This is a genomic window from Methylophilus sp. QUAN (assembly GCF_015354445.1).
Taxonomy (GTDB): domain Bacteria; phylum Pseudomonadota; class Gammaproteobacteria; order Burkholderiales; family Methylophilaceae; genus Methylophilus.
Map to the genome: position 1 here is coordinate 649756 of NZ_JADKYT010000002.1, position 13877 is coordinate 663632.

13 protein-coding genes are annotated in these 13877 nt (G+C 47.3%); 12 read left to right on the forward strand and 1 reads right to left on the reverse strand.

The features are described from left to right. Positions 1-86 precede the first annotated feature (86 nt). From INP79_RS11555 to INP79_RS11590, 8 genes are all read left to right on the forward strand, one after another. Positions 87-980, forward strand: coding sequence for an NAD(P)-dependent methylenetetrahydromethanopterin dehydrogenase (locus INP79_RS11555; protein ID WP_194754390.1), 894 nt, complete (start codon positions 87-89; stop codon positions 978-980). Between the two features lie 23 nt (positions 981-1003). Beyond that, positions 1004-2086, forward strand: a complete 1083-nt coding sequence (locus tag INP79_RS11560) for an ATP-grasp domain-containing protein (RefSeq protein ID WP_228519899.1) — start codon at positions 1004-1006, stop codon at positions 2084-2086. Continuing rightward, positions 2052-3026 carry a methenyltetrahydromethanopterin cyclohydrolase gene (mch, locus tag INP79_RS11565; RefSeq protein ID WP_194754391.1) on the forward strand — a complete coding sequence of 325 codons (975 nt, stop codon included), beginning with the start codon at positions 2052-2054 and terminating at the stop codon, positions 3024-3026. The genes INP79_RS11560 and mch overlap by 35 nt, the downstream gene beginning before the upstream one ends. 82 nt (positions 3027-3108) lie before the next feature. Continuing rightward, on the forward strand, positions 3109-4020 hold the full coding sequence (locus INP79_RS11570; RefSeq protein WP_194754392.1) for a RimK family alpha-L-glutamate ligase: 912 nt from the start codon (positions 3109-3111) through the stop codon (positions 4018-4020). After that, entirely contained in the window at positions 4017-4880 is an 864-nt protein-coding gene (locus INP79_RS11575) for a triphosphoribosyl-dephospho-CoA synthase (protein WP_194754393.1), read from the forward strand. The genes INP79_RS11570 and INP79_RS11575 overlap by 4 nt, the downstream gene beginning before the upstream one ends. Positions 4881-4942: 62 nt before the next feature. After that, complete coding sequence (locus tag INP79_RS11580; RefSeq protein ID WP_194754394.1) at positions 4943-5314, forward strand: 4a-hydroxytetrahydrobiopterin dehydratase; 372 nt, start codon at positions 4943-4945, stop codon at positions 5312-5314. A 36-nt stretch (positions 5315-5350) separates the two neighbouring features. Further along, entirely contained in the window at positions 5351-6301 is a 951-nt protein-coding gene (gene miaA, locus INP79_RS11585) for a tRNA (adenosine(37)-N6)-dimethylallyltransferase MiaA (RefSeq protein ID WP_194754395.1), read from the forward strand. Between the two features lie 154 nt (positions 6302-6455). Then, complete coding sequence (locus INP79_RS11590; RefSeq protein WP_194754396.1) at positions 6456-7622, forward strand: nucleotide sugar dehydrogenase; 1167 nt, start codon at positions 6456-6458, stop codon at positions 7620-7622. Between the two features lie 54 nt (positions 7623-7676). On the opposite strand, the gene INP79_RS11595 is transcribed toward INP79_RS11590, so the two are convergent. After that, a complete protein-coding gene (locus INP79_RS11595) occupies positions 7677-9086 on the reverse strand; it encodes an undecaprenyl-phosphate glucose phosphotransferase (protein ID WP_228519901.1) in 1410 nt (469 codons plus the stop codon). A gap of 244 nt (positions 9087-9330) precedes the next feature. On the opposite strand from INP79_RS11595, the gene epsL reads away from it, so the two are divergent. From epsL to epsF, 4 genes are all read left to right on the forward strand, one after another. After that, positions 9331-10533 (forward strand): XrtB/PEP-CTERM-associated polysaccharide biosynthesis outer membrane protein EpsL, encoded by a 1203-nt coding sequence (gene epsL, locus INP79_RS11600; protein WP_228519903.1) that lies wholly within the window; start codon positions 9331-9333, stop codon positions 10531-10533. A 39-nt stretch (positions 10534-10572) separates the two neighbouring features. Then, complete coding sequence (locus INP79_RS11605; RefSeq protein WP_194754398.1) at positions 10573-11394, forward strand: EpsD family peptidyl-prolyl cis-trans isomerase; 822 nt, start codon at positions 10573-10575, stop codon at positions 11392-11394. A gap of 85 nt (positions 11395-11479) precedes the next feature. Next, positions 11480-12508 (forward strand): SLBB domain-containing protein, encoded by a 1029-nt coding sequence (locus INP79_RS11610; RefSeq protein ID WP_194754399.1) that lies wholly within the window; start codon positions 11480-11482, stop codon positions 12506-12508. Positions 12509-12523: 15 nt separating this feature from the next. Continuing rightward, positions 12524-13873 (forward strand): chain length determinant protein EpsF, encoded by a 1350-nt coding sequence (epsF, locus tag INP79_RS11615; RefSeq protein ID WP_194754400.1) that lies wholly within the window; start codon positions 12524-12526, stop codon positions 13871-13873. The last annotated feature ends 4 nt before the right edge of the window (positions 13874-13877 follow it).

Sequence of the window (13877 nt, forward strand, 5' to 3'; positions counted from 1 at the left end):
TTCACGGTCTACTCTTTATTTTGAACTGGTCTGGAAATGTGTATATTGGCAGAAGGTATTGTTAACACACTGTTCCGGGGGGAAGAATGAAAAAAACCAGTATTATGCATTTGTTCACTGCAGCTAAAAACGCCAGTCCATTCGATGTGAATATGGCGTTTGATGCGGGCTATGAAAAAATCATCTCCTACACTGATGTCACCTTGAATGAAATTGTCGCGCTGACACAAGATGCGATCTTTTCACGTAGTCCTAGCGGTTTAAAACAGCAGGCCTTATTCTTTGGCGGCCGCGATATCCAGGTTGCGCTGGAAATGCAAAAACAGGCACGTAGTGCCATGTTCAAACCATTCGAGTGCCATACGTTCTCTGATCCTTCAGGTGCTTTTACCACCGCCGCGGCCATGCTGGCCAAAGTTGATTTTTACCTGCAAAAATCCGGGAGTGGCTTGGGCAAGGAAAAAGTAGCCATTTTTGGCGCCAGTGGTACGGTAGGCTCTACCGCCGCACTTATCGCCGCACGCCAGGGAGCGACGGTATTCATGGTTGCACACGCGGGTGTGGAAAGCATGCAGGCTTATGTGGATAAATTATCCTCCAGTTACGACGTTAGCTTGCAAGTGGTGGATGGTAGCAGCGAGGCTGCAAAAATTGCCGTATTGAATGAGGCAACGGTCGCCTTGTGCGCAACACCAGCAGGTATTCGCGTATTAGAAGTAGTGCAGTTTGCCAACTCCAAATCATTAAAAGTCGTTGCCGACGTCAACGCGGTACCTCCCTCCGGGATTGAAGGGGTGGATACCTTTTCTAATGGCGGCTTGATTGAAGGCACACAGGTGGCCGGATTTGGCGCCTTGGCGATTGGTCAACTGAAATATGTCACACAAAACAAATTGCTGGAGCAAATGCTGCAAAGCGAAAGCCCGATGCACATTGATTACCACCAGGCTTATGAGTATGCCTGTGCTCACGTAGAATAAGGTCATTCTTGCGGCTGGCCATTTTGTCTCATAGTGCGCGTATCTATAGCCAGATCGCGCAACAAGAGGGATGGCGTGTACTGGCCGTGGATGCATTTGCGGATAGCGATACAAGACAAGCCGCACAGGTGGTATATCGATGGCCAGGGCTGTGCGAGCAACATGCTGGCGATGCGTTGACAGCGTTATTTAACGTGCTGGACGCATATCAACCGGATGCCGTACTAGTGGGGTCTGGCTTTGAAGCCAATCAGGCTGCGTATGCCGCCTTGTTCGCACGCTACACGGTTGCTGGTAATACGCCTGACACTGTTGACCGTGTCAAACATCCGCAATGGTTAAAAGCTTGTTGTGATACGCAAGGCGTGCAATCACCGTTTATCGCTGAAAGCAAACCCGCAGCAGGGCGGTGGCTGTACAAGCAGGCAGGACAATGTGGCGGCAGTCATGTGCAAGATTGGCAGGCGGTGAGTCATGTAGATGCATCAGGCTACTGGCAAGCATTTCAGTCAGGGCAGGCGGTGGGGATATTATTTGCGGCACAAGGGCAGGCAGCGACACTGATTGGTGTGCATGCGCTCAAGCAACATGTGAACAGCTTTGCTTATGCCGGTGCAACGCGCTTACACGAGGCTACTTTGTATGCCGCTGCTAACGCACTGTTGCAGGCGTTAGTACCAGCGTTGGGCTTGGTGGGCATCAATAGTATTGATGCTATGTGGCATGAGGGCCGCTTGCATGTCATTGAGGTCAACCCAAGGTTGAGTGCCAGTATGCGTTTGTACAGGCATCTGCCATTGATACAAATGCATATGGCCAGTTGTCAGCATCAGGTCGTGCCGGTATTGCAACCGCAAACAATGCATGCGAGTCATTGCATTGCGTATGCGCGACAAGAGATTGATTTAAGCCAGTTCAGTTTACCTGACTGGCTGGAAGACCGGCCCAGCGGCGGCGTCATCGCTGCCGGGCAGCCCGTTTGCAGCCTCTATGCAGAAGGGCACTCAGACAGCGAAGTTCTACAGGCTTTGCAGGACAGAAAAACACGATTAGAAACATTATGGGGGACTTATGTCTGTGACAACATCGAATTCAACATCCATTAGCGTTCAACAATACAGCGCACCGTTGGTCGCGCATTTGATTGCCAACGCACCGGCCCTGGGCTGTGCGGTATCTACCCATGAAAGCGGCGCGACGATTGTCGACGCCGGTATTCAAGTGCCAGGTGGGTTAGAGGCGGGGCGTATTATTGCCGAAATCTGCATGGGCGGACTAGGGAGTGTCGCTTTGCAACAAGTGCCTCAGTTTGCCAATTGGCCACTGAGCGTTGTAGTGACGGCCAAACAGCCCGTGATCGCTTGCTTAGGTAGCCAGTATGCTGGTTGGGCGTTGTCACACGAGAAGTTTTTCTCGCTGGGTAGTGGCCCGGCACGCTCGATTGCGCAGCGCGAAGAGGTGTTTAAAGATATTCACTATAGCGACAAAGGCGAGCAAACCGTATTAGTGCTTGAAACCGATAAGGTGCCGCCGGTGCAAGTGATTGAAAAAGTGGCTAGAGATACCGGTTTGCCAGCCAATAAGCTGACCTTTATCCTGACACCGACACGCAGTGTGGCTGGCTCTTTGCAGGTGACTGCGCGCGTACTCGAAGTCGCGCTGCACAAATGCCATACCCTGCATTTTGACCTGGATGCGATTGTGGATGGTTATGGGGTTGCGCCAGTGCCTGCCCCATCCCCGGACTTTATTATCGGCATGGGCCGAACCAATGACGCCATCCTGTTTGGCGGGTTCGTGCAGTTATTCGTCAATGCTGACGATGCCGCAGCGGAGCAACTGGCACAACAATTACCTTCTTCATCCTCTAAAGACTATGGCCGCCCATTTGCTGAAGTGTTTAAAGCCGTGAACATGGACTTCTACCAGATTGATCCGATGTTATTCTCGCCAGCCAAAGTCAGCGTAACCAACCTTAAGTCCGGCAAGACATTCTTTGCTGGTAAGTTTAATGAAGAGCTTTTGAATCAGTCGTTTGGAAGTTAAACTTAAAGTCTTATAAAACCATTCTCACGCGGGAATCAATGCATGCCATGCACTGTTCCCGCGTGATTTCTTTAGAGCTGACATGAAGGTTGTTCCTATTTTTACCGACGAAGTCGCCCAAGCAGGCGGCTGGCACGGACAGTCATTGGCACAGGCATTTGCGCGGCGTGGCTGGCAAGCGCTGATGGTCTCCTTGGATAGTTGTTACGTCAGCATCGTCAATCAGTCGGTGCAAGTGCATATTCCTGGATTAACGCAAGCAGCGCCTATGGCGTTTGTACGTGGGGTCGCTGCCGGCACCACGCAGCAAATCATTACACGCATGAATCTGTTGCACACCTTGCAACGGCAAGGCATGACGATTTACAACCATGCCAGAGCCATTGAAACGACCGTGGATAAAGGCCTGACCAGCCAGTTGCTGGCAGAGCAGGGCGTCGCAACACCGACGACCTGGGTGTGCGAGCACAGGCACATCGCGCATGCGCTCATGCAACAGGCGCTGGATAATGGAAAAACACTGGTGATCAAGCCGCTATTTGGTTCGCAGGGCAAAGGTGTGCGCTTAATCGAGCAGCGCGCGCAATTTGCGCTACCGCAAGATATGTTTGTCGATGGCGTTTATTATCTGCAAGAGAAGATTGATTGCGGTGCCTACCAGCATGATTACCGGGTATTTGTGGTGCGTGGCGAACCGATTGCCGTGATGAAGCGGCAAGGGGATAGCTGGTTGCACAATGTGGCGCGTGGTGCGCGCTGCACGGCCTGTGATGAGGTCGATGTGGCGGACATTGGCGTCCAGGCTGCCAAGGCAATAGGGATTGATTATGCTGGCGTGGATGTGATGCGAGACCGCGATGGCAAACTGTGGGTGATAGAAGTAAACAGTATTCCGGCCTGGCGCGGCTTGCAAACAGTGACCAGCGTAGAAATTGCCGATGTGCTGGTTAATGATTTGTTGCTGCAGGCGGATGCAGTCGGGGCCTTGGTATGACGTCGATACTACAACAGGCCTACCAGCAAGCGTGCCTGGCAGAGCTGGAGGCATTAAAGCCCGGCAATGTACATATTTTTGCCGATGGTCATGGCATGCAGGTGCAGGACTTTATCAGCAGTGCCGAGGTGTCGGCGCCAGCCTTATGTGATGACACTGTATTGGGTGTGCGCAGCTTGGGCCAGCGCATTTTGCAAGCCTTGCAAGCCACCCACGCAAAAGTGGGATGTAATACCAATTTGGGGATCATCCTGCTTGCTGCGCCAGCCGTACAGGCCCGTTTACAATATTCCGGGTTAACACTGCAAGCAGGCTTGCAGCAAGTATTGCAACGAACAACGGTGGACGATGCAGCCCTGGTATATGAAGGTATCCGGCTGGTCAGCCCAGCGGGCATGGGCCAGCGCGATGAGCACGATGTGGCGCAGACACCCCAAATCACCTTGCTGGAGGCCATGCAGCTGGCCAGCGAGAACGACATGGTGGCGCGCCAGTATGTGGATGGCTATGCGCAGATTTTTTCAGCTGCCATACCGCTTTATCATAAACTGTGCGAGCGTTGGCAGCGGCCTGCCTGGGCGCTGACGGCGGTCTATCTATATTGGCTTTCTAGCGTGCCGGACAGCCATATTGCCCGCAAATATGGGTCGGAGACTGCCGCTGAGGTCCAACAACTTGCCGCCACGCATTATCAGGCTTTTCAGGCGCTAGATAATCCTAAACACTATATGCCTGACTTGCTGCAATGGGATGCGGCGCTCAAGCAGAATAAGCTCAATCCAGGTACCAGTGCTGATCTCACCGTGATCACTGCCATGCTCTCACAGCTAACAGCAAGCAAACCTGCCGGTTTCTCTTAAGTCCGGCGGCATAGCTGAGGTATACTGCATGGTTTTAATGCAAGTCTTATCAGGAGGATGCCATGACCGACCAAGTGCTCACAGAACAGGAACTGCAACAGCATTTAACTGAGTCTTTACCTCATTGGGTATTTGAAGACGGCTGGATACGCCGCAAATACAAAACCAATAGCTGGAAAGGCACACTGATGGTCGTAAATACCGTCGGCCACCTGGCTGAGGCTGCCTGGCACCATCCTGATTTAACCGTCTCTTATGCCTTTGTCATCGTCAAACTGTGCACGCACAGCGCCAAAGGCATCACCATGAAAGACATCGAACTCGCCCGTAAAATTGAAGAGGTCGTACAATGGCAGCCACAATTACAAGTCGGATCAGCCCTGGAAGGAACGCCGCAGAGTGATTTGCGCTTTAGCTACGTTAAATACGATTAATCCATTTGATGTCTGCTTGTTAATGTTTCACGTTGTATGACCGCCACCTATTTGCCGCCAGCCATCTTCTTAATGGGCCCCACCGCCAGCGGCAAAACAGCGGCCACCATTGCCCTGTGTGAGCGTTTTCCCGTCGACATCATCAGCGTCGATTCGGCACTGGTCTATCGCGATATGGATATCGGCACCGCCAAACCGGATGCCGACACATTACGCCAGGCGCCGCATCACTTAATAGACCTGATTTCACCGTTAGAACAGTATTCTGCCGCGCAATTTGCCAAAGACGCTTTGGCTCTGATGCATGCGGCGACGGCAAATGGTCGTATCCCGGTGTTGGTCGGTGGCACCATGCTGTATTTCAACGCCTTGCAGCACGGCCTCAGCGATTTGCCAGAGGCCGATGTAGCTATCCGCGCCCAGATTGAAGCTGAGGCAAATGCCTTAGGCTGGCCCGCGATGCATGCGCAACTAGCCAGCATCGACCCGACCGTTGCCGCAAAAATTCACACCACCGACTCCCAGCGCATAGAGCGCGCATTAGAGGTGTATCGTATCAGCGGCAAATCCATGAGCGCTTTACGCGCGCAATCGCAAAAAGTCTCATTGCCGTTCAATATTCTTAAACTTGCCTTGATGCCCAGTGACCGTAGCGTTTTACACCAACGAATTGCCGAACGTTTTCAACTCATGCTTAAACACGGCTTTGTGGATGAGGTCAAAAGGCTGTTGGTTGAATACCCACAACTCAATGCAGATAGCCCAAGTATGCGTTGTGTCGGTTATCGACAGGCTTTGCAACACCTCAGCGGTGAGATTGACTTACCCACCTTGGGTGAACATGGCGTCTATGCTACACGTCAGCTCGCCAAACGCCAGCTCACCTGGTTACGTGGTATGGGCGACGCGCAGGTGTTGGATTGCTTGCGTACAGGTTGGGTGGAGGACGCATTAACATCCATCGGCAAGCACACTTCTGCTATCTAAACGAGCCTCAAGACACTCTTTAACACAATCCACATCAGATACATCAAACTTTCATTTAGCGTATTTATTATCTAAACCCGTGATGCTCAAGCAAGTAGCCAGCTTGAGAACTTGTTCATGGGTTTTAAATAAATATGAATTGTGAGCGTGTCTTATGAAGGTGGCAATAGCCGGTACAGGATATGTCGGATTGTCATTGGCGCTATTGTTGGCGCAAACAAACGAAGTGGTTGCGCTGGACATCGTGCCAGAAAAAGTGGCGCTATTAAACCAGAAAAAATCACCGATTATTGATCAGGAAATCGAAGATTTTTTAACGAACAAACCTCTAAACTTCAAGGCAAGCACTGATAAAGCAGAAGCATATCAACATGCTGAGTTTGTGGTGATTGCGACGCCGACAGATTACGACGCTGAAACGAATCATTTCAACACACAATCTGTTGAAGCCGTAATAAGCGATGTGATAACCATCAATCCTGATGCGGTGATCGTGATTAAATCGACTGTTCCCGTCGGCTACACTGAAAAAATCCGTGCCAAGTTTAATTGTAACAATCTGATCTTCTCCCCTGAATTCTTACGTGAGGGGAAGGCGCTTTACGATAACTTATATCCATCACGCATCGTGGTTGGCGAGGTGTCTGAGCGGGCACAGAAGTTTGCCAACCTGCTGAAAGATAACAGCCTCAAGCCGGATACACCTATCCTGTTAACCAATAGCTCAGAGGCTGAGGCTATCAAGTTATTCGCCAATACCTTTCTAGCCATGCGTGTCGCTTATTTTAACGAGTTGGATACCTATGCCGAGACGCATGATTTGAATACGCGCCAGATTATTGAAGGTGTGTGTATGGACCCACGTATTGGTAACCACTACAACAACCCATCCTTTGGCTACGGCGGTTATTGCCTGCCTAAAGATACCAAGCAATTGTTGGCCAATTACTCGCAGGTCCCACAGAACCTCATCAATGCCATTGTAGATGCCAATACCACACGCAAGGATTTTGTTGCCATGAGCATTATTAAGCAGAATCCCAAGGTCGTCGGTATCTACCGACTGGCGATGAAAGCAGGTTCAGACAACTTCAGGGCATCGTCTATCCAAGGCATTATGAAGCGCATCAAGGCGCGTGGCATTGAGGTGGTGGTTTATGAGCCTGCACTCGAGGTGGAAGAGTTTTATCACTCGAGGGTGATGCGTGATTTAAACCACTTTAAGCAGGTGGCTGATGTCATTGTCGCCAACCGCAAAGCGAATGAGTTAGAGGATGTCATGTCTAAAGTCTACACCCGAGATCTATTTGGACTTGATTAAATAAAAATGCCCGCCATCATGAGGCGGGCATTGTTTAACGCTATGCGCTTATTGTTAGTAAGCGCCATCCTGTCCGACGATGGTTAACCAGGCTGTCTTAGCCACGATCAGCATGTCCAGACGTGGGCTCCAGTTGCGCAAATACTCCAGGTCGTAGTGCACACGCTGCTCCATCTTTTCCAGCGTGTCAGTTTCGCCACGGAAACCGTTGACCTGCGCCCAGCCGGTAATGCCAGGTTTCACCTTATGACGCACCATATAGCCTTTAATCAGCTTGCGGTATTCCTCGTTATGCGCAACAGCATGCGGGCGTGGGCCAACCACACTCATGCGGCCTTGCAACACGTTAATGAATTGAGGCAATTCGTCCAATGATGATTTACGTAAAAAAGCACCCAACGGCGTAATACGCTGGTCATTTTTAGTCGCTTGCGTCACGGTTGCACCGTCTTCAGTCACCGTCATTGAGCGGAACTTATAGACCAATATCTGTTGGCCATCCAAACCATAGCGGCGCTGCTTGAAAATGATCGGACCAGGGGAGGTGAGCTTGACACCCAATGCAACCCCGATCAGGATAGGTGAAATCAAGATCAGTACAAACAACGAAAATAAAATATCTGCCGTACGTTTGATGAGGCCATCCACACCAGTAAAGGGTGTTTCACACACCGATACCACCGGAATGCCATTGACGTCAGACACCCGCCCCTGGATCAGGTCGGTCACAAAAATATCCGGCACAAAGTAAATAGACGCCGTGGTGTCCTTCAAGTCATCCAGCAACCTCAATATGCGCGGGTGGCTAGACATCGGCAACGCGATATACATCGTATGAATCTGATGGCTCTTGCAATAGGCCGGAATATCCGTCAGTGCCCCTAAAATTTCAAACCCATGATCCTGCGGTACCCGATCTGGTGCACGATCCTCAAAGAAGCCCAATACAGACACGCGGCTATATTCATCTGCCTGCAGGTTGTTTGCCACAGCCAGACCTTGCTCATTCAAGCCGATAATGACTGCATTCTTGATCGGTCCCTGCAAGCTGATAAAGAAAGGAGATAGTTCCTTGAGGGCGGTTAAAGCCAGAATTTGTGCAATCGGCGTACCAATTAACCAGGTGTAAATAATCTCGGGCGTGTAAAGCGTAATGTAGCCTGTGATACGCGCAAAAACGAGCACCATGCCAGCCAGTAATATCCATTGAAAAATGACATCGCGCACCATTTTCCAAAATCCCAAGCGAATTTTTGCACCGCTTGGAAAGGTCACCGAAAACAGCAAAATTGAAGTGAAGAATATTGAGATAGGGATTCTATCTTCGAAATAAATAAAAATGCCCCACATAAAAAAGACTAATACGAGGGGCTCTACAATGGATTCGATGAAGTAAAGGGGGCTTCGAGGCCCCGACGATAATCCGGAGATGGTTCTAATTGGCGGCTTGATAGTTTTTTTCATATGTTTGGTTAAACCCTTACTCCATCTGAGTTTAACCAAATTAATGCGTAACATCAATCGGGGAGTGGAGGTTTGCAAACCAATTTAGTGTCATAAAACCATCTTGAAAGCTGGCGTATACTAAACGAGTGATTTAATAATTCTTACTTACATCTGCTAAAAAGTTAAATTTTGGTAGCATTGAATGTATGTTTACAGGTTAGAATGTAACTCAAACATCATAATTTGCTATTGCTGAAAACACATGTCATCCCGCAAGCAATCTCCCAGAGTAAAGATAAAACGACCAATGCGCTGTTGGCTAGCGCTGACATTGAGTGCTTTGCCATTATGTGCAATGGCGGATGAATTTGACACCTTGCAATTCAGTGCTTCAGTGAACAGGGCCTATGATGACAACTTGTTCAGAGTGAAAAATAACGGAACATCAGACCAAATCACCACGTCGACAGCAGGTGTTAAGCTGGATAAAACATATTCACTTCAAAGATTTATTGTAGATGTGTCGTATGTTGATTATAAGTATCAAACTAGTGATTTTTTAAACTTTGAAGCGCTCAACTACGATGCGAAGTGGCTGTGGTCTTTGACACCATCCTTGACTGGTACTTTGTCTACCAGCCGTAACAAGACATTAAATGGTTTTAGTGATTTTCGATCCTTTACGCAAAACATTAGAACAGCAGATATTAGCCAATTTAGAGCGGAATACTCACCTTATAAGGTCTGGACTTTAATCGGCGGCATTACTGAGACAGACTTCCAAAACAGCCAAACTTTTAATGCAGTGGCTCAATATAATGCGACTGCATTAGACTACGGCGCCCGCTATAACTTTGCTTCCGGTAGTAACTTAAGTCTTTTAGCACATAAGCGTAATGGTCAATTTCAGCGGCAAATCAATCAAGCAGCATTGTTTGATAATGGATTTACTGAAGATGAGTACGAATTGGACTTTGTTTTAAAGCCCACGGGGAAAAGCAATTTAAGTAGTAAGTTAGGATATCTCTCTCGTGAGTACGATAATTTCTCTGTTAGAGATTACGGCGTATGGATAGGCTATATCAACTATGACCTTCTGTTAACCGGAAAAATTAAAACAAGTTTTGGCTTAGCTCGTAATGCAGGCCCTTTTGAAACCAATTACAGTACTTACAGTTTGACTGACTCCGCAACGATTGGAGTAAGTTATTTATATTCAGACAAAATCACCTTCATGCTTAATGGTCGGGTAGCGCAGCGCGACTTCAAGCAAGCGGTAATTGCTGGTGCGGCTAAGAGAGACGATGACGAGCAAAGTTTGTCTGGCTCAGTTACCTGGAGGCCTATAAACAATATTGGACTAACCTTAAGCTCCATTAAGTCAAGAAGAACCTCAAGCGCAGCTTATAGCAATTTTGAATACGATGATCTTACGACCAGTGTGATGGTCGATTTGAAAATTTGATGTTATAGACTGGTAGCTTTTTTAGGTTGGAATGAGGACATGAATCAGGTAGGTTGTTTGCTTGTAGTCACACTTATGCTGACGGGATGCCATAACAGTCAAAGCATTGAAAGCACTCAGACTTTGGCAAGCGTTAATGGCGATGAGGTATCCATGCAACAGTTATATGCAGAGTTACCTAATACATCTGTGGCAGCGTTAGATATACAGGCTAAAAAGCAGATACTTTCCAGATTAATTGAGCGGCAATTGTTAATGCAAGAGGCTATCAAGCTGAATTTGGATCGAACACCTGAAGTCATACAAGCAATTGAGTCCTCTAAAGCACAGATATATGCACAAGCATATATCTCACAAAAAACTGCAAAATTAAACAATGTATCAGGCGAGGAAATCGCTGACTTTATCAAGCAACATCCGGAAAGATTTGAGCATCGTAAATTATTTAAAACAGTAGATGTTACTTTCACAAATGCCCCTGAATTACTTGATATCAAACGTATGGAGCATGAGATAACAAGCCTGGAAGCTTTGGAGGCTGAACTTGGATCCAAAAGTGTTATATATGAAATAAGTCGTAGTCAATTTTTAACCGACAGACTGCCAGTAAATATATTATCCAGAATCGGTCAGTTACAAAAAGGCGATTTGCTCTTTGTGCACAACGATAACGGTGTTATCGTAAAAGTCATTCAAAATGTAAACGAAATGCCAATGCCACCAAAAATGGCTGGGGCCATTGCAACAAAGTTGATTAGTCAGCAAAGAAAACAGGACTTCATTAAAGCTGAGGTTGAGCGCTTAAAGGGACTATCAACCATAGATATTTATGAAGACAAATTAGCATCGCAAACTCACTAACCAGTTTTTACTCCATTAATCTTACGAAAAAATTGCCGTAATACATAAATCTTTAAATTCACATTACGAAAAGAGTTCATCGCTTATGACCAAGTTTTTAAAGGCTTTCACAGCCGGACTGATGTTTATATTAAGTTCCTTAGCACATGCAGACTACACCCTAGGCGCAGGTGATTATGTCAGAGTAACCGTATATGGTGATAATGAGCTTATGCGTGAAACTCGGGTGTCAGAAGAGGGCATACTCACCATGCCATTGGTTGGTGAGGTGAAGGTTGGTGGGCTGACAACGATTGAGAGTGAAAAAAGAATTGCTGAGCAATTGAAACGTGGTGGTTTTATTGCAAACCCACAAGTTTCAGTGCTGGTGCTGGAGTTTATGAGCAAAACCGTCTCTGTTTTGGGAGGCGTATTAAAGCCAGGTCGTTATCCTGTCACCAGGCTAACAGATGTTAAAGACATTCTTGCTGAAGCGGGTGGATTAGTACCCGATGCATCGGAAATTATCACTGTTGTACGTGGTGATAAGCGCAGTGAGTATGATTTAAATGAAGTTATTGAGCGTCGCAACTTAAACGAGCAGGATGTTCGTTTAACTGGTGGTGAAACTGTGTATGTCAGCGTTCGTGATGTCGCGGTGACCGGACAAGTATTGCGTCCAGGTAAATATGGTATTCAAGGTGGCTCAAGAAGAATCAGTGACTTTGTTGCCCTGGCTGGAGGCTCTACAGAGGCCGCTGGCGAGACATTGTTTTTTACATCTACACGCTCAGGTACACCAACAACACAAGAAATCAATATTGATGAGTTATTCCGCGCCCCAGCCAGCGCTATCAATAAAGATTTACTGCCAGGCGATGTTATTTATGTGCCAAAAGCACCTCAAGTGTACGTCTACGGTGAGGTGCAACGTCCAGGTATGTTTAAAATTGACAAGAATATGACCGTGATGCAGGCGATTGCAAAAGCGGGTGGTTTGACTATTCGCGGTACGCAACGCTCTGTTAAATTACATAGAAAAAATGCTGAAGGTGCTGTTGTTAAGCAAGTTCCAGATTTAACAGCCGTTTTGCAAGATGAAGATGTACTGTTTATTGAAGAAAGCCTGTTGTAATTTAAAGGGAAGACCATGAATTTTTCTCAGTTAGTGCTGATTTTAAAAGCACGCTACAAGATGATTTTGCTTGTATCAATCATCACATTGCTGACAGCCAGTGTTGTCAGTCTGTTATTTCCCAAAAGTTACAAGGCAGCCACGACGGTTATCTTGAATTACAAAGGTGTTGACCCTGTGACGGGTATAGCAATGCCAGCTCAATTGATGCCAGGTTATATGGCGACACAGGTCGATATTATTCAAAGCAAAAACGTGACTTTGGATGTGATCAAACGTTTACACTTATCTGAAGTAAAATCACTACAAGAGCAGTTTGCACAAGCAACTCAGGGTAAGCAGGCTGATATTAATGAGTGGTTGGCAGATTTGCTACAGCAAAAGCTGTCTATCTTACCTTCTAAAGAAAGTAGCGTGATTAGTATTGGCTATAAGGGCGTAGATCCTGTATTTGCAGCAACCATGGCGAATGCTTTTGCTGAGTCTTATATCAATTTAAGCTTAAGACTTAAAATGGATCCGGCAATTAAAGCCTCACATTACTTATCTGAGCAAACCAAGGTATTGCGGGACAACTTACAACAAGCGCAAGACCGCTTGGGTGAGTATCAGCAGAAACATGGCTTGACGAGTGTGCAGGATGCATTTGACGTTGAAAGCTCTAAGTTAAGAGACCTTTCTTCACAGTATGGGTTGGTGCAATCCCAGTCTATTGATGCAAACTCACGCCGCAATGACGCTTCTAAAAATATGAGCGATTCTCCAGATGTTGTGCAGAACCCTGTGATTCAGAATTTGCGCATGAGCTTGGTCACTGCTGAGGCCAAACTTGCAGATACCGCGCAGCGCTATAGCAAAAATCATCCACTTTATATTTCAGCAGAAGCTGAAGTTAGTAAGCTTCGAAGCCAATTGAGCACGGAAATTGACCGTACGGTAGTGAGCTTAAGTAATAATGCAAATATCAACTCACAGCGCTTGGGTGATTTAAAGCAGCAATTGGAAAAACAAAAACAGAAAGTATTGGAGTTGAACAGATACAGATCTGATCTGGCAATTCTTGAGAAAGAAGTGCAGATTGCACAAAATGCATTAGAGGCAGTCAATGGGCGTTTCAGCCAAACTGCGTTGGAAGGTCAATCTAATCAAGGTGATATCTCTGTTCTTGAAGTTGCTGTACCTCCCATTGAGCCTAGCAATCCTAGCTTATGGCTAATTGCACCGTTCTCCTTGATCGTTGGCCTGTTTTTAGGCTGCTTGTTTGCTGCGCTAGCAGAGTTGCTGGATCGCCGTATCCGGGGTAAGGATGACATTCTGACCCTGGGTGAAATCCCTGTGTTTGAATACAGCATTAAATCAGTCTAAATTT

Coding starts and splice junctions, on each gene's coding strand:
- INP79_RS11555 (WP_194754390.1), top strand. CDS start 87: ATGAAAAAAACCAGTATTATGCATTTGTTCACTGCAGCTAAAAACGCC.
- INP79_RS11590 (WP_194754396.1), top strand. CDS start 6,456: ATGAAGGTGGCAATAGCCGGTACAGGATATGTCGGATTGTCATTGGCG.
- miaA (WP_194754395.1), top strand. CDS start 5,351: ATGACCGCCACCTATTTGCCGCCAGCCATCTTCTTAATGGGCCCCACC.
- INP79_RS11575 (WP_194754393.1), top strand. CDS start 4,017: ATGACGTCGATACTACAACAGGCCTACCAGCAAGCGTGCCTGGCAGAG.
- INP79_RS11610 (WP_194754399.1), top strand. CDS start 11,480: ATGACCAAGTTTTTAAAGGCTTTCACAGCCGGACTGATGTTTATATTA.
- INP79_RS11605 (WP_194754398.1), top strand. CDS start 10,573: ATGAATCAGGTAGGTTGTTTGCTTGTAGTCACACTTATGCTGACGGGA.
- epsL (WP_228519903.1), top strand. CDS start 9,331: ATGTCATCCCGCAAGCAATCTCCCAGAGTAAAGATAAAACGACCAATG.
- mch (WP_194754391.1), top strand. CDS start 2,052: ATGTCTGTGACAACATCGAATTCAACATCCATTAGCGTTCAACAATAC.
- INP79_RS11595 (WP_228519901.1), bottom strand. CDS start 9,086: ATGAAAAAAACTATCAAGCCGCCAATTAGAACCATCTCCGGATTATCG.
- epsF (WP_194754400.1), top strand. CDS start 12,524: ATGAATTTTTCTCAGTTAGTGCTGATTTTAAAAGCACGCTACAAGATG.
- INP79_RS11580 (WP_194754394.1), top strand. CDS start 4,943: ATGACCGACCAAGTGCTCACAGAACAGGAACTGCAACAGCATTTAACT.
- INP79_RS11570 (WP_194754392.1), top strand. CDS start 3,109: ATGAAGGTTGTTCCTATTTTTACCGACGAAGTCGCCCAAGCAGGCGGC.